This window comes from Pseudomonas sp. AFG_SD02_1510_Pfu_092, assembly GCF_003331055.1.
Lineage (GTDB): Bacteria > Pseudomonadota > Gammaproteobacteria > Pseudomonadales > Pseudomonadaceae > Aquipseudomonas.
Genome location: NZ_PUQD01000078.1, coordinates 1 through 18,660, shown reverse-complemented (window position 1 = coordinate 18,660; position 18,660 = coordinate 1). Strand labels below are relative to the sequence as shown.

Annotated in this window: 19 protein-coding genes; 8 read left to right on the top strand and 11 right to left on the bottom strand. The window is 65.3% G+C overall.

Annotation, left to right across the window (positions count from 1 at the left end; translation table 11 throughout):
• Positions 1-122: 122 nt before the first annotated feature.
• From C6A77_RS23140 to C6A77_RS23105, 8 genes are read right to left on the bottom strand one after another with little or no spacing between them, the layout of a single operon-like run.
• The gene (locus C6A77_RS23140) at positions 123-1,124 is read right to left on the bottom strand and encodes a septal ring lytic transglycosylase RlpA family protein (RefSeq protein ID WP_114171671.1); all 1,002 of its coding nucleotides are present in this window, start codon (positions 1,122-1,124) and stop codon (positions 123-125) included.
• Entirely contained in the window at positions 1,124-2,134 is a 1,011-nt protein-coding gene (mltB, locus tag C6A77_RS23135) for a lytic murein transglycosylase B (protein WP_114171673.1), read from the bottom strand. The genes C6A77_RS23140 and mltB overlap by 1 nt, the downstream gene beginning before the upstream one ends.
• A 17-nt stretch (positions 2,135-2,151) precedes the next feature.
• The gene (rodA, locus tag C6A77_RS23130) at positions 2,152-3,255 is read right to left on the bottom strand and encodes a rod shape-determining protein RodA (protein ID WP_015271941.1); all 1,104 of its coding nucleotides are present in this window, start codon (positions 3,253-3,255) and stop codon (positions 2,152-2,154) included.
• Between the two features lie 38 nt (positions 3,256-3,293).
• Positions 3,294-5,183 carry a penicillin-binding protein 2 gene (gene mrdA / locus C6A77_RS23125; protein ID WP_114171669.1) on the bottom strand — a complete coding sequence of 630 codons (1,890 nt, stop codon included), beginning with the start codon at positions 5,181-5,183 and terminating at the stop codon, positions 3,294-3,296.
• Positions 5,184-5,199: 16 nt separating this feature from the next.
• Complete coding sequence (gene rlmH / locus C6A77_RS23120) at positions 5,200-5,667, bottom strand: 23S rRNA (pseudouridine(1915)-N(3))-methyltransferase RlmH (RefSeq protein WP_114171667.1); 468 nt, start codon at positions 5,665-5,667, stop codon at positions 5,200-5,202.
• 10 nt (positions 5,668-5,677) lie between these two features.
• The gene (gene rsfS, locus C6A77_RS23115) at positions 5,678-6,097 is read right to left on the bottom strand and encodes a ribosome silencing factor (protein ID WP_003249719.1); all 420 of its coding nucleotides are present in this window, start codon (positions 6,095-6,097) and stop codon (positions 5,678-5,680) included.
• 43 nt (positions 6,098-6,140) lie between these two features.
• Positions 6,141-6,800 (bottom strand): nicotinate-nucleotide adenylyltransferase, encoded by a 660-nt coding sequence (gene nadD / locus C6A77_RS23110; protein ID WP_114171665.1) that lies wholly within the window; start codon positions 6,798-6,800, stop codon positions 6,141-6,143.
• A 1-nt stretch (position 6,801) separates the two neighbouring features.
• Positions 6,802-8,073: a glutamate-5-semialdehyde dehydrogenase gene (locus C6A77_RS23105; protein WP_114171664.1), complete on the bottom strand. Its 1,272-nt coding sequence runs from the start codon at positions 8,071-8,073 to the stop codon at positions 6,802-6,804.
• A 328-nt stretch (positions 8,074-8,401) separates the two neighbouring features.
• On the opposite strand from C6A77_RS23105, the gene C6A77_RS23100 reads away from it, so the two are divergent.
• Positions 8,402-9,070 carry a DNA-3-methyladenine glycosylase gene (locus C6A77_RS23100; RefSeq protein ID WP_114171662.1) on the top strand — a complete coding sequence of 223 codons (669 nt, stop codon included), beginning with the start codon at positions 8,402-8,404 and terminating at the stop codon, positions 9,068-9,070.
• Between the two features lie 3 nt (positions 9,071-9,073).
• Positions 9,074-10,390, top strand: a complete 1,317-nt coding sequence (locus tag C6A77_RS23095; RefSeq protein ID WP_114171660.1) for a bifunctional DedA family/phosphatase PAP2 family protein — start codon at positions 9,074-9,076, stop codon at positions 10,388-10,390.
• A 128-nt stretch (positions 10,391-10,518) separates the two neighbouring features.
• On the opposite strand, the gene C6A77_RS23085 is transcribed toward C6A77_RS23095, so the two are convergent.
• From C6A77_RS23085 to C6A77_RS23075, 3 genes are read right to left on the bottom strand one after another with little or no spacing between them, the layout of a single operon-like run.
• Positions 10,519-11,109 carry an LON peptidase substrate-binding domain-containing protein gene (locus tag C6A77_RS23085; protein WP_114171659.1) on the bottom strand — a complete coding sequence of 197 codons (591 nt, stop codon included), beginning with the start codon at positions 11,107-11,109 and terminating at the stop codon, positions 10,519-10,521.
• A 9-nt stretch (positions 11,110-11,118) separates the two neighbouring features.
• Positions 11,119-11,835, bottom strand: a complete 717-nt coding sequence (locus tag C6A77_RS23080; protein WP_114171657.1) for an LrgB family protein — start codon at positions 11,833-11,835, stop codon at positions 11,119-11,121.
• On the bottom strand, positions 11,832-12,194 hold the full coding sequence (locus C6A77_RS23075; RefSeq protein WP_114171655.1) for a CidA/LrgA family protein: 363 nt from the start codon (positions 12,192-12,194) through the stop codon (positions 11,832-11,834). Before C6A77_RS23075 ends, C6A77_RS23080 begins: the two co-directional genes overlap by 4 nt.
• A 144-nt stretch (positions 12,195-12,338) precedes the next feature.
• On the opposite strand from C6A77_RS23075, the gene C6A77_RS23070 reads away from it, so the two are divergent.
• The 6 genes from C6A77_RS23070 to purH all read left to right on the top strand — a co-directional run bounded on the left by C6A77_RS23070 (position 12,339) and on the right by purH (position 18,474).
• Positions 12,339-12,794, top strand: a complete 456-nt coding sequence (locus C6A77_RS23070) for a MaoC family dehydratase (protein ID WP_114171653.1) — start codon at positions 12,339-12,341, stop codon at positions 12,792-12,794.
• Between the two features lie 122 nt (positions 12,795-12,916).
• Positions 12,917-13,795 (top strand): 50S ribosomal protein L11 methyltransferase, encoded by an 879-nt coding sequence (gene prmA / locus C6A77_RS23065; RefSeq protein WP_114171651.1) that lies wholly within the window; start codon positions 12,917-12,919, stop codon positions 13,793-13,795.
• Positions 13,796-13,837: 42 nt separating this feature from the next.
• Positions 13,838-15,217, top strand: coding sequence for a DUF3426 domain-containing protein (locus C6A77_RS23060; RefSeq protein ID WP_114171649.1), 1,380 nt, complete (start codon positions 13,838-13,840; stop codon positions 15,215-15,217).
• Positions 15,218-15,454: 237 nt separating this feature from the next.
• Positions 15,455-16,468 carry a tRNA dihydrouridine synthase DusB gene (dusB, locus tag C6A77_RS23055; RefSeq protein WP_114171647.1) on the top strand — a complete coding sequence of 338 codons (1,014 nt, stop codon included), beginning with the start codon at positions 15,455-15,457 and terminating at the stop codon, positions 16,466-16,468.
• On the top strand, positions 16,465-16,785 hold the full coding sequence (fis, locus tag C6A77_RS23050; RefSeq protein WP_012274390.1) for a DNA-binding transcriptional regulator Fis: 321 nt from the start codon (positions 16,465-16,467) through the stop codon (positions 16,783-16,785). Before dusB ends, fis begins: the two co-directional genes overlap by 4 nt.
• A gap of 81 nt (positions 16,786-16,866) precedes the next feature.
• Positions 16,867-18,474, top strand: coding sequence for a bifunctional phosphoribosylaminoimidazolecarboxamide formyltransferase/IMP cyclohydrolase (purH, locus tag C6A77_RS23045; protein ID WP_114171645.1), 1,608 nt, complete (start codon positions 16,867-16,869; stop codon positions 18,472-18,474).
• Positions 18,475-18,660 lie beyond the last annotated feature (186 nt).

Below are 18,660 nucleotides of genomic sequence, written 5' to 3'. Positions count from 1 at the left end.
CCCCCGCCTACCCCCCCCACCCCCCCCTGGGGGGGCCCCCCGCCCCCCCCCCCCCCCCCCCCCCCCTGGGTTCCCCCCCCCCCGTGGGGGGGGGGGGGCCCCCGGCGAAGAAGGCAACGCGGTCAGTCAGCTGTGACCAGCTTGGCCTGCCCGAGGTTCGCCAGGCGGATGCTGTCCTGGGCTTGCTGGATCTCGCCCTGGCTGTTGATCGGCCCCAGGCGAACACGGTGCAGGGTCTGCTGGTTACGCACGATCGAGCTGATGAACACCGGCGCGCTGACCATGGCGCTGAGCTTGGAGCGCAGCAGTTCGGCGGCGTCCGGGTTGGCGAAGGCGCCCACCTGCAGGAAGCTGCCACCGCTGCCGCCCGGCACGTTGTTGCCCCCCACCTGCACCGGCACGACCGGCGCGGCATGCTGCTGGGGCGGCGGGGTCCACTGCTCGACGCGCCCGGTACTGGCCGGGAGCGCCTGGGTCTGCGCCACTTGCGGCTCCTTCAGCACCATCGGCGGGGTCTGCCCGCGCTGCGCCCACCACTGCTGCGGGTCGATACCCTCGACGCGCACGTGCGCGGTGCCGATCTCGGCATAACCGAGCTTTTTCGCCGCCGCGTAGGACAGGTCGATGATGCGGTCGGAATAGAACGGGCCACGGTCATTCACCCGCAGGATCACGCTGCGGCCGTTGGCCAGGTTGGTCACCCGCACATAGGCCGGCAGCGGCAGGGTCTTGTGCGCCGCGCTCATGCCGTACAGGTCGTACAGCTCACCGTTGGCGGTGTTCTGCCCGTGGAACTTGGTGCCATACCACGATGCGGTGCCCTCGGCGCGATAGCTGCGCGAGTCCTGCATCGGGTAGTAGGTCTTGCCCAGCACCGTGTATGGGTTGGCCTTGTAGTTGCCGGTATGCACGGTCGGCGTGGCGTCGGGGATCTTGTTCACATCCACGTCCCACCACGGCGCGCCGTCCTTGTGCGCCCGGTTGATGTCCAGGCCCGGCTGGGTGCGCACCACGTTGCCGCTGCTTTGCGGGGCCGGGCGGCTGGAAGAGCAGCTGGCCAGCACCACGCCGACGGCGAGGCAGGTGAGCAGCTTGAAAGAATTGGCAGAGATGATTGCGCGCATTACTTGACGCCCCGTGCTTGAACCAGCTGTTCCGAAAGCTGATGCACCGCCATGGCATACATCACGCTGCGGTTGTAGCGAGTGATCGCGTAGAAGTTCTTCAGGCCCATCCAGTACTCGGGGCCACTGTCGCCCTCGAGACGGAAGGCGGTAACCGGCAGATCATCGCGAAGCGAATCATGGACCGACCAGCCGAGCGTACGCAACTCCCCCACCGTCTTCACCGGCTCGATGCCGGTGGTCAGGCCCTGGTCGGCGCGCTCACCGTCCACCCAGGCGCGGCTGACCACGCCTTCGCCGGCCACCCAGCCATGGCGCTTGAAGTAGCTGGCCACGCTGCCGATGGCATCGTCCGGGTTGTTCCAGATATTGATATGGCCGTCACCGTCGAAGTCCACCGCAAAGTTGCGAAAGCTGCTCGGCATGAACTGCGGCAGGCCCATGGCCCCGGCGTAGGAGCCTTTGAGCGTCAGCGGGTCAAGCTGCTCGTCGCGGGCCAGCAGCAGGAACTCGCGCAGTTCCTTGCGGAAGAATTCGGCCCGTGGCGGGTAGTCGAAGCCCAGGGTCGACAAGGCATCGATCACCCGGTAGTTGCCGGTGTTGCGGCCAAAGAAGGTTTCCACGCCGATGATCGCGACGATGTACTGCGCCGGCACCCCGTATTCCTGCTCGGCACGGGCCAGCACCGCCTCGTGCTGGCGCCAGAAGTCGACGCCGCGGGCGATGCGCGCGTCGGTGATGAACATCGGCCGGTAGTCCTTCCACGGTTTTACCCGTTCGGCCGGGCGCGAGATGGCGTCGAGGATCGACTGCTTGCGCTCGACCTCACGGAACACCCCCATCAGCTGCTCCGGGGCAAAGCCGTAGTCGCGGCTCATTTCAGCCACGAACCGGGCCACCTGCGGCGAGCCCTGGTAATCGCCGGCCTGGGCCAGCTGTACAGCGCCGAACAGGCCCACCGCGCCGACCCACGGCGCACAACGGGCAGCCCAGTTACGCACTGCTTGCATGAAATTCTTCACCTTATTCAAACCTGCGCGATCCATTTGCGGTGCGTGTGGATCGACATCAAAACGCCAAACGCTGACAGCAGCGTCACCAACGAAGTTCCGCCATAGCTGATGAAGGGCAGCGGCACGCCCACCACGGGCAAAAGGCCGCTGACCATCCCGATATTGACGAACACGTATACAAAGAAGGTCATGGTCAGGCTGCCCGCCAGCAGCTTGCCGAACAGGGTCTGCGCCTGCGCGGTGATCATCAGGCCACGGCCGATCAGCAGCAGGTAGACGATCAGCAGCAGGCAGATGCCGACCAGACCGAACTCCTCGCCAAGCACGGCGATGATGAAGTCGGTATGGCTTTCTGGCAGAAAGTCCAGGTGCGACTGGGTGCCCAGCAGCCAGCCCTTGCCGAACACCCCGCCCGAGCCGATCGCCGCCTTCGACTGGATGATGTTCCAGCCGGTGCCCAGCGGGTCGCTTTCCGGGTCGAGGAAGGTCAGCACCCGCTGCTTCTGGTAGTCGTGCATGACGAAGAACCACATCGCCACCGCCACCGGCACCGCAGCCGCCAGCACACTGAGGATCCAGCGCCAGCGCAGGCCGCCCATGAACAGCACGAAGGCGCCGGAGGCGAGGATCAGCAGCGCCGTGCCCAGGTCGGGCTGGCGCACGATCAGGATGAACGGCACGCCGATCAGCACCAGGCTGATCGCCACATGCTTGAGATGCGGCGGCAAGGTGCGCTTGGACAGGTACCAGGCGATGGTCGCCGGCATGATGATCTTCATGAATTCCGAAGGCTGGAAGCGGATCACCCCGGGGATGTTGATCCAGCGCGTGGCACCCATGGCGTTGTGGCCCATCACGTCTACCACCACCAGCAACAGCACCCCGGCCAGGTACGCCAGCGGCACCCAACGGGCCATGAAGCGCGGTTCCAGCTGGGCGATGATGAACATCGACACCAGGCCGATACCGAACGAGGTGGCCTGCTTGAGCAGCAGGTCCCAGTTCTTGCCACTGGCCGAATACAGCACGAACAGGCTGCCGGCCGCGAGGGTCAGCAGAATGATCAGCAAAGGGCCGTCGACATGGATGCGCTGCAGAAAGCTGGCGCGCCGACGCATCACATCCTCGCTGGAGAGCATGCGATCGAAATTGTTCATCACAGGGCTGATTCCTGGGTAACGGTGGCAGGCGCGAACTCGGGCTTGAGCCGGCCGTTTTCGTCGAGCAGCCAGGCGTCCATCACCTGGCGCACCACCGGGGCGGCGACGCCCGAGCCGGACTCGCCGTTCTCGACCATCACCGAAACCACGATCTTCGGGTCTTCGGCCGGTGCGAAGGCGACGAACAGGGCGTGGTCACGGTGGCGTTCCTGCAACTTGTTGCGGTCGTACTTCTCGCCCTGCTTGATCGCCACCACCTGGGCGGTACCGCTCTTGCCGGCAATGCGGTATTGGGAACCGATGGCGGCCTTGCGCGCGGTACCCCGGGCGTTGTGCATCACCTGCTCCATGCCATGGGTGACCTTGGCCCAGTCGGACTTGTCACGCAGCACGATGTTTGCCATCGGGTTGTCGTCCACCGGCGGCTCGCCTTCGATGGTCTTGGCCAGGTGCGGGCGGTTCCACACGCCCTTGTTGGCGATCAGCGCGGTGGCCTGGGCCAGCTGCAAAGGCGTGGTCTGCATGTAGCCCTGGCCGATGCCGAGGATCAGCGTTTCGCCGGGGAACCAGGCCTGGCGGCGGGTAGCGCGCTTCCACTCGCGCGACGGCATGAGCCCGGCGGACTCCTCGAACATGTCGAGGGAAACCCGCTGGCCGATGCCGAACTTGTTCATGTAGCTGGACAGCCGGTCGATGCCCATCTTGTGCGCAAGGTCGTAGAAGTAGGTGTCGTTGGAGCGCATGATCGCGGTGTCCAGGTCGACCCAGCCATCGCCGGAGCGGTTCCAGTTGCGGTACTTGTGATCGTAGTTGGGCAGCTGGTAGTAGCCCGGGTCGAACACCCGGCTGCCGGCATTGACCACGCCGCTGTCCAGGCCGGCAATGGCGACCGCCGGCTTGATCGTCGAGCCCGGCGGGTACAGCCCGCGCAGCACGCGGTTGAACAGCGGCCGGTCGATCGAGTCGCGCAGCTCGGCATAGGCCTTGAAGCCAATGCCGGTGACGAACAGGTTGGGGTCGAAGCTCGGCTGGCTGACCATCGCCAGTACCTCGCCAGTACGCGGGTCGAGCGCCACCACCGCACCGCGACGGCCACCCAGGGCGGCCTCGGCCGCTTCCTGCAGCTTGATGTCCAGGCTCAGCACGATGTCCTTGCCCGGTTTCGGATCGGTGCGCTTGAGTACCCGCAACACGCGGCCACGGGCGTTGGTCTCGACTTCCTCGTAACCCACCTGGCCGTGCAAGGCGTCTTCGTAGAAGCGTTCGATGCCGGTCTTGCCGATGTGGTGGGTACCGCTGTAGTTCACCGGGTCGAGGGTTTTCAGCTCTTTCTCGTTGATCCGCCCCACATAGCCCACCGAGTGGGCGAAATGCGCACCCTGCGGGTAATGGCGCACCAGCTGGGCGACCACTTCCACACCGGGCAGGCGGAACTGGTTCACGGCCACCCGGGCGATCTGCTCTTCGTTGAGCTCGAACAGGATCGGCACCGGCTCGAATGGCCGGCGCCCCTGGCGCATGCGCTTCTCGAACAGGGCGCGGTCGTCGGCGGTCAGTTCCAGCACTTCGACGATGGTGTCCAGCACTTCCTGCCAGTTGCCGGCACGTTCGCGGGTCATCGACAGGCTGAAGCTGGGCCGGTTGTCGGCGACGATCACCCCGTTGCGGTCGAAGATCAGCCCGCGGGTCGGCGGGATCGGCTGCACATGCACCCGGTTGTTCTCCGACAGCGTCGAGTGATAGTCGTGCTGGATGACCTGCAGGTAGTACAGCCGCGCGATCAGCACACAAATGAGCAGCATGATCGCCACTGCGCCGACCACGACGCGGTTGCGCACCAGACGGGCGTCTTTCTCGTGGTCCTTGAGGCGGATCGGCTGCGACATCGGGCTGCTTACAGGCTCATTTATGGTACGGATGCCCGGACAACACGGTCCAGGCGCGATAGATCTGCTCGCCGATGAGTATCCTTACCAATGGGTGCGGCAAGGTCAGCGGCGACAGCGACCAGCGTTGCTCGGCGCGCGCACAGACCTCAGGCGCCAGGCCTTCCGGGCCGCCCACCATCAAATTCACCGTGCGCGCATCCAGCCGCCAGCGGTCCAGCTCGGTCGCCAGCTGCTCGGTACTCCAGGGCTTGCCATGGACCTCGAGGGTAACCACCCGCTCCCCCGGCTGCACCTTGCTCAGCATGGCCTCGCCCTCCTGACGGATCAGGCGGGCGACGTCGGCATTCTTGCCTCGGGTGTTCAGCGGGATTTCCACCAGCTCCAGCGACAGCTCGGCGGGCAGGCGCTTGGCATATTCATGCCAGCCTTCCTCGACCCACTTCGGCATACGCGAGCCGACCGCGATCAGGCGCAGACGCACAGCGGTGTCCTTATTCGCGGTCTTTGAGCTTGTCGGAGTACTCGTGAGCATGGTCCGGGCTGTGGTGCTTGCCATCGGCAGCACGGCTCTGCTCGGCACCCTGCCACAGGCGCTCCAGGTCGTAGAACTGGCGGGCTGCGGCGGTCATCATGTGCACGATGACGTCGTTCAGGTCCAGCAGCACCCAGTCGCTGTCGCCCTTGCCTTCTTCACCCAGTGGCTGGGCGCCCTTGGCCTTGACTGCTTCGCGAACCTTCTCGGCCATCGCGTTGATCTGGCGGTTGGAGGTACCGGTGGCAATGATCATGTAGTCGGTCAGGCTGTGTTTGTCACGCACGTCGATGACCTGGATATCCTGGGCCTTGACGTCTTCCAGCGCGGCCTTGGTCACTGCGACCAGTTCTTCGCCGTAAATTTTCTGCTTGGTCATATAAAACTCGTTCAACTCGTTGGATGAGGCGCCAGAGGCACAGTCAGTTGGGCGCACGATACAGTTCGTGCGCCTCGATATAGGCCAGTACGGCGTCCGGCACCAGGAACCTCACCGATTTGCCGCTGGCCAGCAGCTGTCGGATCTGTGTAGCCGACACCGCAAGCGGCGTCTGCCAGACGAACGAAATATTTCCCGCCGGGCCGGACATGGCGGTGGGATCGCTCTCCGAGCGCGCAGCCAGCAGGTTGCGCAGCTCGTCAGGGGGTTCAACGTCGGCATCCGGGCGTTGCAGCACCAGGATGTGACAGTGTTGCAGCAATTCTTCCCAACGGTGCCAGCCGGGCAAGCCACAGAAGGCATCCCAGCCCAGCACCAGGAACAGCTGGTCGTCGGCACCCAGTTCGGCGCGGATCGATTCCAGCGTATCGATGGTGTAGGACGGCTTGTCGCGCGCCAGCTCGCGGGCATCGACGCTCAGGCAACTCACGCCCTGCACCGCCTCGCGGACCATGGCCAGACGATCCTGCGCGGCCACCTGCGGGGTATCGCGGTGCGGCGGCCGGGCATTGGGCAGCAGGCGCAGTTCGTCCAGCCCCATGAACTCGGCCACTTCCAGCGCGCTGCGCAGGTGGCCGATGTGCACGGGGTCGAAGGTGCCGCCTAGAATGCCGATGCGCCGGACTGCCTGGGCCTTGCTCAACTCAGCAGGACTCCTGGCCGCGCAGCTGGCCGTCACCGATCACCACGTACTTCTCGCAGGTCAGGCCTTCGAGGCCGACCGGGCCGCGGGCGTGCAGCTTGTCGGTGGAAATACCGATTTCCGCGCCCAGGCCGTATTCGAAGCCGTCGGCGAAACAGGTGGGCGTGTTCAGCATGACCGACGCCGAATCGACCTCGGCCATGAACTGGCGGGCCTCGCCCTGGTGTTCGCTGATGATCGAGTCGGTGTGGTGCGAGCCATAGTGGTTGATGTGTTCGATGGCCTGGTCCAGGCCGTCGACCACACGGATCGACAGGATCGCGTCCAGGTACTCGGTGTGCCAGTCGGCCTCGGTGGCCGGCTTGGCGTCGATGATTGCCCGGGTCCGCTCGCAGCCACGCAACTCGACGCCCTTGTCGTGGAAGCGGCGGGCCATCTGCGGCAGGAAGCGCTCGGCGACCTGCTGGTCGACCAGCAGGGTTTCCATGGCGCCACAGATGCCGTAGCGGTAGGTCTTGGCGTTGAAGGCGACGTTCCAGGCCTTGTCCAGGTCGGCGTGCTGGCTGACATAGATGTGGCAGATACCGTCAAGGTGCTTGATCACCGGTACGCGGGCATCGCGGCTGATGCGCTCGATCAGGCCACGGCCGCCGCGCGGCACGATGACATCGACGAATTCCGGCATGCTGATCAGCGCGCCCACGGCCTCGCGGTCGGTGGTCTCGACCACCTGCACCACGGCGGCTGGCAGGCCGGCGGCGGCCAGGCCGCGCTGGATGCAGGTGGCGATGGCGCGGTTGGAGTGGATGGCTTCGGAGCCGCCACGCAGGATGGTCGCGTTACCCGACTTCAGGCACAGGCTGGCGGCATCGATGGTCACGTTCGGGCGCGACTCGTAGATGATCCCGATCACCCCCAGCGGCGTGCGCATCTTGCCGACCTGGATACCGGACGGGCGGTAGCTCATGTCGCGGATGGCGCCGATCGGGTCCGGCAGGCTGGCCACCTGGCGCAGGCCGGTGATCATGCCGTCGATGCGCGCCGGGGTCAGCGCCAGGCGGTCGAGCAGCGCCGGCTCCAGGCCGTTGGCGCGGCCAGCGGCGAGGTCCAGCTCGTTGGCAGCTGTCAGCTCGGCACGGGCTGCGTCCAGCGCGTCGGCGGCAGCTTGCAGCGCGCGGTTCTTCTGCGCAGTGCTGGCACGGCCGATCACCCGGGAAGCCTCGCGGGCGGCGCGACCCAAGCGGGTCATATAGTCAAGAACGGACTCAGTCATGGGTTCGGTGTCTTGGCGAAGGGGAAATCGGCTGATTATAACTGCCGCGCAGGTATACGCCCAGCGGCGGGTGGCGGATGGTCGAAAATGGCTGGGGCATTGTGTAGGAAAGATGTAACTGCACTTAACGAAACTTCTTTCTCCTACTGCGGCCTCTTCGCGGGTAAACCCGCTCCCACAGGGGCTGCATGACTCGAGCCTTGTAAATTCACTGTGGGAGCGGGTTTACCCGCGAAGAGTCCGCCCCTGCCAACATCACGCTTGATTCAGCCTCGATTAAGCCATTCGTTGCTATCATCCCCGCCTTCACAGCCGCGAACCAACCCGCATGCCAGCCTTGCCCGACAGCTTTTTCGACCGCGACGCCCAGACCCTGGCCAAAGCCCTGCTGGGCAAGGTCATTCGCCATCGCCACGGCGAGCTGTGGCTGGCCGCGCGCATCATCGAGACCGAGGCCTACTACCTCACCGACAAAGGCAGCCACGCCTCGCTCGGTTATACCGAGAAGCGCAAGGCGCTGTTTCTCGATGGCGGGCACATCTACATGTATTACGCGCGCGGCGGCGACTCGCTGAACTTCAGCGCCCACGGGCCGGGCAACGCGGTGCTGATCAAGTCTGCCTATCCTTGGCAGGACGCCCTGTCGGGGCCGAACAGCCTGGCGCAGATGCAGCTGAACAACCCCGATGCCAGCGGCAACCTGCGCCCGGAAGAGCGCCTGTGCGCCGGCCAGACCTTGCTGTGCCGGGCCCTGGGCCTGAAGGTGCCGCACTGGGACGCGCAACGTTTCGACCCCGAGCGCTTCTATGTGGAGGACTGCGGCAACCTCGTGCCACGGGTGATCCAGGCCGCCCGCCTGGGTATTCCGCAGGGGCGCGACGAGCATTTGCCGTACCGTTTCGTCGATGCCGAATTCGCCCGTTTCTGCACGCGGAACCCGTTACGCCGTGGCCAAGTCGAAGGCCGCGACTTCTTCATTCTCGAACAAGGAAGCTGAACCATGGGCCAATGGCTCGACAGCCTGACCGGCTGGCTCAGCGCCAACCCGCAGTGGCTTGGCCTGGCGATTTTCCTGGTGGCCTGCATCGAGTGCCTGGCCATCGCCGGCATCATCGTGCCGGGCACCGTGCTGCTGTTCGCGGTCGCGGTACTGGCTGGCAGCGGCGCCTTCAGCCTGGGCGAGACACTGCTGCTGGGCTTTCTCGGCGGCCTGCTGGGCGACGCCGTGTCGTATACGGTGGGCAAGTACTTCCACCAGAACATTCGCCGCCTGCCGCTGCTGCGCCACCACCCGGAATGGATCGGCAGCGCCGAAACCTATTTTCAGCGCTACGGCATCGCCAGCCTGCTGGTAGGGCGGTTCATCGGGCCGCTGCGGCCGATGCTGCCGATGGTCGCCGGCATGTTCGACATGCCGCTGCCGCGCTTCATCGCCGTCAGCCTGGTGGCCGGCGCCGGCTGGGCAGTGGCCTATCTGCTACCCGGCTGGGCCACCGGCGCCGCCATGCGCCTGCCGTTGCCGGAAGGCTTCTGGCTGGACGCCGGGGTCATCGCCGGCACCTTGGCCGTGATCATCGGGCTGAGCCTGAACACCAGCATTCGCGATCAACGCCACGGCACCCGGCTGATCGCCGGCATGAGCTTCGCCGCGCTGGCCGGGGTCTTCCTCGGCTGGCCGTACCTGCACGAGTTCGATCAGGGTGTGATGACGCTGGTGCAAGAGCATCGCAGCCAGGCCATCGATGGCACCGTGGTGCTGGTGACCCGCCTGGGCGATTTCCGCACGCAACTGTTCCTCGGCGCCCTGCTGACCGGCCTGCTGCTGCTTGCCAGGCAGTGGCGGCATGCCCTGTTCGCGGCGGCAGCGCTGATGGGCACGGCGCTTGCCAACGGCACGCTGAAATGGCTGTTCGCCCGGGCCAGGCCGGAGGTGCTGAGCGACCCGTTGACCAGCTACAGCATGCCCAGCGGGCACAGCTCGGCGTCGTTTGCGTTCTTTTTGGTCATGGCGGTGCTGGCCGGGCGCGGGCAGCCGCCGAGAATGCGCCTGACCTGGGTGATGCTGGGCTGCATTCCGGCGCTGTCGATTGCCCTGTCACGGGTGTATCTGGGCGCGCACTGGCCGACGGATATCCTGGCCGGCGCGCTGCTGGCGTGCTGCGTGTGTGCGCTGAGCCTGGCGCTGGTGCAGCGCCAGCAGACCCTGCCGGCATTGCCGTTGCGGGTGTGGTGGCTGGTGCTGCCGGCGTGCGTCGCGTTGCTGGCGTTCTTTGCCATGCATGCGTTGCCGCAGGCTTTGCTCAGATACCAGTATTGATGCCGCCTGAACCGGCCTCTTCGCGGGTGAACCCGCTCCCACAGGTACTGCATCAAGCCTGAGAATGGCGCTATTTCTGTGGGAGCGGGTTTACCCGCGAAGTGGCCGGTACTGGCAACACATCACTGTCAGGCAAACAATTCGCCCTGAATCCGCTCCAGCAGCTTCTGGATCTCGCCCAACCGTTCCTGTGGCGAGTCGAGGCTGAGCAGGTCCAGCTTGTCCTCTTCCATGAATGGCAGCAGGTACGCCAACTGGTTGGCCAGCGCCTGGCGCCCGTCCACCGCGCGCGGCATGTCCAGTGCTTCGACCATCGGGTGCTCGCCCAAGGCCTTGAGCAAGGCCAACAGATCGTCATCCGCCTCGAGCAACGGGCTGTCGGCCTGCTCCGGCAGCCAATGCACCTGCCCCAGCAACAACTGGTCCTTTTGCACCTCGGTGCTTGCCAAGGTGAAACGCCGCACCCCTTCGACGCGGATACCCAGCAAGCCGTTGTCCTGCTGCACGAAGTCGCGAATCAGCGCCTCGCAGCCGATCGAAGCGACCACCGGCGGCGCCTTGCCGACCTGCTCGCCTTCGACGATGCACACCACGCCAAAACCTTCGCCTTGTTTCATGCAGCGCCCGATCATGTCCAGGTAGCGCGCCTCGAAAATCTGCAAATCAAGAAAGCAGCCCGGAAACAGCACGGTATTGAGCGGAAACAGCGGTAGCGTCATTACAACTCCTCAAGCCACCAGGCTGACCGCCAGCGGCAGGAACACCGCCGTGGCCACCCCCATCAGGCTCATCGCCAGCGCGGCAAAGGCGCCGCATTCGTCACTTTCCTGCAGGGCCACCGAGGTGCCCACCGCGTGCGCCGTCACGCCCAGCGACATGCCGCGCGCTTCGGGGCTATGCACGCCAAAGCGGCTCAGCAGCGCCGGGCCGAAGATCGCCCCGATTACCCCGGTAATCAGCACGAACACTGCGGCCAGTGCCGCCACGCCGCCAATCTGCTCGGCCACCAGCATGGCAATCGGCGACGTCACCGACTTCGGCGCCATGGTCATCAGGATCATGTGCTCGGCGCCGAACCACCGGCCCAGCAACAGGCAGCAGAGCGTGGCGAACAGGCCCCCGACTACCAGCGTAGTAAATGTCGGCCAGAACAGCTGACGGATACGCCGCAGGTTGAGGTACAGCGGCACGGCCAGGGCCACGGTGGCCGGCCCCAGCAGGATGTTCATGATCTCGGTGCTTTTGCGGTATTCGCCGTAGTCGATGCCGCACAGCAGCAGCACGCCGATCACCAGCAGCATCGATACCAGTACCGGCTGCAGGAAGATCCAGCGGGTCTTCTCGTACGCCGCCAGCACCACCTGGTAGGCACCGAGCGTGATGCCGATACCGAACAACGGATGATGGACGACCGCATCCAGCGCGCCCTGCCAGTCGAGCATCATGGCTGCTCCTCGCGTCGGCCCTGGCGCTGGATGAGCTTCTGCATCAGCACGCCGACGAACACCAGGGTCAGCAGGCAGGAGAGCAGCAGGGCACCGGCAATGGCCCAGAAGTCGGCGGCGATGGCCTTGGCGTAGACCATCACCCCCACCGCTGGCGGCACCAGCAACAGCGGCAGGTAACGCAACAGGCTGCTGGCGGCCTCGTTCAGCGGCTTGCCCACCTCACCACGGGCCATGAGAAAGCCCAGCAGCAGCAACAGGCCGATGATCGGCCCCGGCAGAATCGGCACCAACAAGTGATTGATCGCCGTCCCCAGTAGCTGGAACAGCACCAGCCAGGTCAAACCACGCAACAGCATAAGCATCTCCCTCGGGCATGGCGGCCATTATAAGCATGTGCCGCCATCGACCGATATTCGCCGAAAAGCGGGTGAACTTGACTGAAACGGTTCGCCGTGCTGATCTTGCACTTTCGTACCAACTGACAACCTGGAGAGTCGGCGATGCCCCATGTACCGGTTACAGAGCTTTCGCAGTACGTTGGTAAGGAACTCGGCCGCTCGGCCTGGCTGAAAATCGATCAACAGCGCATCAACCTGTTCGCCGAAGCGACCGGCGATTTTCAGTTCATCCATGTCGACCCGGAAAAGGCCGCGAAAACCCCGTTCGGCAGCACCATCGCCCACGGTTTCCTGACCTTGTCGCTGATTCCCAAGCTGATCGAGGACATCCTGGTCCTGCCGCAAGGGTTGAAGATGGTGGTGAACTACGGGCTGGACAGCGTGCGCTTCATCCAGCCGGTCAAGGTCGACAGCCAGGTGCGGCTGAAGGTGGAACTGGCCGAGGTCACCGAGAAGAAGCCCGGGCAATGGCTGCTCAAGGCAATTGCCACGCTGGAGATCGAAGGCGAAGACAAGCCTGCCTATATAGCCGAGTCGCTGTCCCTCTGCTTTGTCTGATCAACCCGCGAAGAAGCCGGCACGGTATGCCGGCCTCCTCTACAAACCCACCGCACTCGCGTAAACTGCCTGCCTTCGCGCAGCCTCGGGCTGCCCCTGTCGATTTACCAAAGGTGCCCGCCATGCCCTGGCTGCAAGTACGCCTGGCCATCAGCCCGGAACAAGCCGAAACCTACGAAGACGCCCTGCTCGAAGTGGGTGCCGTCTCGGTCACGTTCATGGACGCCGAAGATCAACCGATCTTCGAGCCAGACCTCAACACCACCCCGTTGTGGTCGCACACCCACCTGCTGGCGCTGTTCGAAGCCGATGCCGAGCCCGAGCAGGTGTTCTCCCATCTGCGCCTGCTGACCGGCGCCGAGCTGCCCGAGCATCAGGCCGAAGTGATCGAGGACCAGGACTGGGAACGCAGCTGGATGGACAACTTCCAGCCGATGCGCTTCGGCCGTCGCCTGTGGATCGTGCCCAGCTGGCACGAGGCCCCGGAACCGGGCGCTGTGAACCTGCTGCTCGACCCGGGCCTGGCGTTCGGCACCGGCACCCACCCCACCACCGCCCTGTGCCTGGAATGGCTCGATGGCCAGCAGCTCGAAGGCACCCAGGTACTGGACTTCGGCTGTGGCTCGGGCATCCTGGCCATCGCCGCACTGCTGCTGGGCGCCCGCGAGGCGGTCGGTACCGACATCGATGTGCAGGCGATCGAGGCGTCGCGCGACAATGCCCAGCGCAACGGCATCGCCGACGACAAGCTGGCCCTGTACCTGCCCGAGCACATGCCGGCCATGCAGGCCGATGTGCTGGTCGCCAACATCCTCGCCGGCCCGCTGGTGTCGCTGGCACCGCAACTGTCCGGGCTGGTCCGCCCAGGCGGCTTGTTGGCGCTGTCGGGCATCCTCGCCGAGCAGGGTGAAGAAGTGGCCGCAGCCTACGCCGCCGACTTCGAGCTGGACCCGATCGTCGTGCGCGACGGCTGGGTACGCATCAGTGGTCGCCGCCGTTAAGCGGGCCTAGAATATTTCTCTGCACAGCTTCCGGATTGCCGCATGACCGACAGTTTCGTCACCCAGTGCCCGCATTGCCAGACCAGCTTTCGCGTCACCTACCACCAGTTGAGCGTGGCCCGCGGCGTAGTGCGCTGCGGCAACTGCCTGCAGGTGTTCAATGCCGCCAAACAGCTGCTGGAGCAGAACCGGCCTGACACGGCCGGCCCCCCCGTGGTGCCCGCGCCAGTGCCGGCGGCGCCTGACGAGCCGGCGGTCGAACCGACGGTCGAGCCGGCCGCCGGGCCAGCGCCTGCCGCCAGCGAGCGCAGCGTTACCGCTGACGAGGAATGGGCGCTCACGGCCCAGGCGCTGGACGCCATGGACCTCGACCAGGAACTGGCGCGCCTGGAGCGTCGCGGCCAGGCGGCCCCGGCACGCCCGGCCAACCAGGATGACGGGCTGCAGGCACGGCGCGACGAAGTGCAAGCGGACGAGCATGCCGACGACCTGTTCGGCACCGCCACCGATGAGCCCTTCGAGCCGCCAAAGGCAGCCGAGCCCGCGCCCGTGCTGCTGCAAGCCGAGCCACTGGAGCCGGAGCCCGACCTGCAGCCCGCCCCCGGCGAGCGCACCGAGCCGACCCTGGGCAGCAACCTGGACCTGGACATCGACGACGAGCCGCCGGTACGCGGTAACGCCGAGGTCGATGACCACCACGAATTCGACGAACCGCTGCACGCCAGCGATGACGAAATCGCCGAACCGGGCCTGAGCGCCCGTGACGACGAGCCGCTGGCGCTGCAGCTGTCGGCCCGCGACGACGAGCCGCTCGAGCCGCTGCCCGGCGAACGCCTGGAACCGGGCCTTGCCGGCAAAGCTGAACGCCCGTCGCGCAAGGAACCGCTGGTCGATGTGGTCGACGACCCGCTGCAACTGGGCTGGGAAAAGCCCGCAGTCAACTGGGGCAAGCGCCTGCTGTGGGGTTTGCTGACCTTGCTCGCCGCTGGTTTGCTGGCATTCCAGTACGTGTGGTTCCATTTCGACGAAATGGCTCGCCAGGACCAATACCGGCCGCTGTTCCAGCAAATCTGCCCGCTGGTCGGCTGCGAGGTGCCAACCCGCGTCGATATCGCCCGGATCAAGAGCAGCAACCTGGTGGTCCGCAGCCACCCGGACTTCAAGGGTGCGCTGATCGTCGACGCGATCATCTACAACCGCGCGCCGTTCGCCCAGCCGTTCCCGCTGCTGGAGCTGCGCTTCGCCGACCTCAATGGCCAGCTGATCGCCAGCCGGCGCTTCAAGCCCAGCGAATACCTGTCGGGTGAACTGGCCGGGCGTGGCGAAATGCCCAGCCAGACGCCGATCCATATCGCCCTGGACATCCTCGACCCGGGGCCGAAAGCGGTGAACTACAGCCTGAGCTTCCGCTCGCCGGAATAACCAGCAGCCCCGCGCCCTCTGTGGGAGCGGGCAAGCCCGCGAACCAGGCGCCGCGGTGGATGGCACGGGCTCGCCCGCTCCCACAGGGTACCGCGCAAGCCCCTCCCCATACCAAATGTCATAAGCCGACAACTGTTCAGATTTTATCCAAATCCATCTTTATCCGGTCACCGAGAGCGGGTATCATGCCAACCCTTTTTCGAACTCCAAGATTCGGCCCCACAACAGGGATCACCTATGTCGGCGGTACGCATCGGCCCATACACACTACGCAACAACCTGATCCTCGCACCCATGGCCGGGGTCACGGACCAGCCTTTCCGTACACTTTGCCAGCGCCTGGGCGCCGGCATGGTGGTGTCGGAAATGGTCTCCAGCGACATGAGCCTGTGGAACAGCCGCAAGTCGAGCCTGCGCCGCATCCATGAAGGTGATCCCGAGCCGCGCTCGGTGCAGATCGCCGGCGGTGATGCGCAGATGATGGCAGCGGCGGCAAAGGCCAACGTCGAAGCGGGCGCCCAGATCATCGATATCAACATGGGCTGCCCGGCAAAAAAAGTCTGCAACAAAGCTGCAGGCTCTGCTTTATTGAGAGATGAAGCCTTGGTCAGCGAAATCCTCCACGCCGTGGTCGGCGCCGTGGACGTTCCGGTGACTCTGAAGATCCGCACCGGTTGGGACCGGGCGAACAAGAACGGCCTGAACGTGGCGAGGATCGCCGAGCAGGCCGGCATCCAGGCGCTGGCGGTGCATGGCCGCACACGCGCCGATCTGTACACCGGCGAAGCCGAATACGACACCATCGCTGCCATCAAGCAGGCGGTGTCGATCCCGGTTTTTGCCAACGGCGATATCACTTCGCCAGAGAAGGCCCGGGCGGTGCTGGACGCCACCGGGGTCGACGGGCTGTTGATCGGCCGGGCCGCCCAGGGGCGGCCATGGATCTTTCGCGAGATCGAGCATTACCTGCGCACTGGCCAACACCTGCCAGCGCCGCAGCTGGACGAAGTGGAACGCATCCTGCTGGAGCACCTGGCCGCGCTGCATGCCTTCTATGGCGATGTGATGGGCGTACGTATCGCCCGCAAGCACGTTGGCTGGTACCTGGCGACACGACCCGGCGGCAAGGAGTTTCGCTCCCGGTTCAACGCTTTGGAAGACACACAAGCGCAGTGCGCCAACGTTCGCGGGTTTTTCAGCGAACGTCGACAGAGCCTTGAGACAGAGGACGGACAAGGGGTGGCCGCATGACGATGATGACCGAGACATTTGTGAGTGGAACAACGCCCGTGAGCGACAACGCCAACCTGAAACAGCACCTCAACACGCCGAGCGAAGAGGGCCAGACCCTTCGCGACAGCGTCGAGAAGGCGCTGCACAACTACTTCGCCCACCTGGAAGGCGCGACCGTGACGGACGTGTACAACCTGGTGCTCTCCGAAGTCGAGGCGCCCCTGCTCGAAAGCGTGATGAACTACGTGAAGGGCAACCAGACCAAGGCCAGCGAGATGCTCGGGCTGAACCGAGGCACCCTGCGCAAGAAGCTCAAGCAGTACGACTTGTTGTAAGCCAGAATCCCAATCAGAAAAGGCGGCTCCCTGAACAGAGGCGCCTTTTTTGCTGACTCCACCGCGTTATTGGAACCCGAAATGACCGACCAGACTACCCGCCTGCCAGTCCGCCGCGCCCTGATCAGCGTCTCCGACAAGACCGGTATCCTCGAATTCGCCCGTGAGCTGCAGCAGCTCGGTGTCGAGATCCTGTCCACCGGCGGCACCTACAAGCTGCTCAAGGACAACGGCGTGAACGCGGTGGAAGTGGCCGACTACACTGGCTTCGCCGAAATGATGGATGGCCGGGTCAAGACCCTGCACCCGAAAATCCACGGCGGCATCCTCGGCCGTCGCGGCACCGACGACGCCATCATGAACGAGCACGGCATCAAGCCGATCGACCTGGTAGCGGTCAACCTGTACCCGTTCGAAGCGACCATTTCCAAGCCTGGCTGTGACCTGCCGACCGCGATCGAGAACATCGACATCGGCGGCCCGACCATGGTCCGTTCGGCTGCCAAGAACCACAAGGACGTGGCCATCGTGGTCAATGCCAGCGACTACAGCGCTGTCATCGCAGGCCTCAAGGCCGGCGGCCTGACCTACGCCCAGCGCTTCGACCTGATGCTCAAGGCGTTCGAACACACCGCTGCCTACGACGGCATGATCGCCAACTACATGGGCACCATCGACCAGGCCAAAGACACCCTGTCGACCGCCGATCGCAGCGAGTTCCCGCGCACTTTCAACAGCCAGTTCGTCAAGGCCCAGGAAATGCGCTACGGCGAGAACCCGCACCAGAGTGCGGCGTTCTACGTGGAAGCGAAAAAAGGCGAAGCCAGCGTCTCCACCGCCATACAACTGCAAGGCAAGGAGCTGTCGTTCAACAACGTGGCCGACACCGACGCCGCGCTGGAGTGCGTGAAGAGCTTCGTCAAACCGGCCTGCGTCATCGTCAAGCACGCCAACCCGTGCGGCGTGGCCGTGGTGCCTGAAGACGAAGGCGGCATCCGCAAGGCCTACGACCTGGCCTACGCCACCGACAGCGAGTCGGCGTTCGGCGGCATCATCGCCTTCAACCGCGAGCTGGACGGCGAAACCGCCAAGGCCATCGTCGATCGCCAGTTCGTCGAAGTGATCATCGCGCCGAAAATCTCCCAGGCCGCCCGCGAGGTGGTTGCTGCCAAGCAGAACGTGCGCCTGCTGGAATGCGGCGAATGGCCAGCCGAGCGCGCAGCCGGTTGGGACTTCAAGCGCGTCAACGGTGGCCTGCTGGTGCAGAGCCGCGATAACGGCATGATCACTGCCGATGACCTGAAGATCGTCACCAAGCGCGCGCCGACCGAGCAAGAGATCCACGACCTGGTGTTCGCCTGGAAAGTGGCCAAGTTCGTCAAGTCCAACGCCATCGTCTACGCCAAGCAGCGCCAGACCATCGGCGTCGGCGCCGGCCAGATGAGCCGCGTCAACTCCGCGCGCATCGCCGCAATCAAGGCCGAGCATGCCGGCCTGCAGGTGCAGGGTGCAGTGATGGCGTCGGATGCGTTCTTCCCGTTCCGTGACGGCATCGACAATGCGGCTAAAGTGGGTATCAGCGCCGTGATCCAGCCGGGTGGTTCGATGCGTGATGCCGAGGTGATTGCTGCCGCTGACGAAGCCGGCATCGCCATGGTCTTCACCGGTATGCGCCACTTCCGCCACTAATCAAGATGGCCGGCCGACCCTCGGCCCCGGGGGGGGGGGGGGGGGGCCGCCCCCGGGGGGGGGGGGGGGGCCCCCGGGGGGGGGGGGGGGCCCCCGCCCCCCCGGGGGGGGGGGCGGCCCCCCGCCGCCCGGGGCCCTCCTCGGGGGGGGGGGGGGGGTGTCGGGGGGGGGGGGGGGGGCCCCCCG

Coding starts and splice junctions, on each gene's coding strand:
- C6A77_RS23080 (WP_114171657.1), bottom strand. CDS start 11,835: ATGATGCTCGACTGGCAGGGCGCGCTGGATGCGGTCGTCCATCATCCG.
- C6A77_RS23085 (WP_114171659.1), bottom strand. CDS start 11,109: ATGACGCTACCGCTGTTTCCGCTCAATACCGTGCTGTTTCCGGGCTGC.
- C6A77_RS23070 (WP_114171653.1), top strand. CDS start 12,339: ATGCCCCATGTACCGGTTACAGAGCTTTCGCAGTACGTTGGTAAGGAA.
- dusB (WP_114171647.1), top strand. CDS start 15,455: ATGTCGGCGGTACGCATCGGCCCATACACACTACGCAACAACCTGATC.
- rodA (WP_015271941.1), bottom strand. CDS start 3,255: ATGCGTCGGCGCGCCAGCTTTCTGCAGCGCATCCATGTCGACGGCCCT.
- C6A77_RS23060 (WP_114171649.1), top strand. CDS start 13,838: ATGACCGACAGTTTCGTCACCCAGTGCCCGCATTGCCAGACCAGCTTT.
- C6A77_RS23100 (WP_114171662.1), top strand. CDS start 8,402: ATGCCAGCCTTGCCCGACAGCTTTTTCGACCGCGACGCCCAGACCCTG.
- C6A77_RS23140 (WP_114171671.1), bottom strand. CDS start 1,124: ATGCGCGCAATCATCTCTGCCAATTCTTTCAAGCTGCTCACCTGCCTC.
- C6A77_RS23095 (WP_114171660.1), top strand. CDS start 9,074: ATGGGCCAATGGCTCGACAGCCTGACCGGCTGGCTCAGCGCCAACCCG.
- mltB (WP_114171673.1), bottom strand. CDS start 2,134: ATGCAAGCAGTGCGTAACTGGGCTGCCCGTTGTGCGCCGTGGGTCGGC.
- fis (WP_012274390.1), top strand. CDS start 16,465: ATGACGATGATGACCGAGACATTTGTGAGTGGAACAACGCCCGTGAGC.
- purH (WP_114171645.1), top strand. CDS start 16,867: ATGACCGACCAGACTACCCGCCTGCCAGTCCGCCGCGCCCTGATCAGC.
- prmA (WP_114171651.1), top strand. CDS start 12,917: ATGCCCTGGCTGCAAGTACGCCTGGCCATCAGCCCGGAACAAGCCGAA.
- C6A77_RS23105 (WP_114171664.1), bottom strand. CDS start 8,073: ATGACTGAGTCCGTTCTTGACTATATGACCCGCTTGGGTCGCGCCGCC.
- C6A77_RS23075 (WP_114171655.1), bottom strand. CDS start 12,194: ATGCTGTTGCGTGGTTTGACCTGGCTGGTGCTGTTCCAGCTACTGGGG.
- rsfS (WP_003249719.1), bottom strand. CDS start 6,097: ATGACCAAGCAGAAAATTTACGGCGAAGAACTGGTCGCAGTGACCAAG.
- mrdA (WP_114171669.1), bottom strand. CDS start 5,183: ATGTCGCAGCCGATCCGCCTCAAGGACCACGAGAAAGACGCCCGTCTG.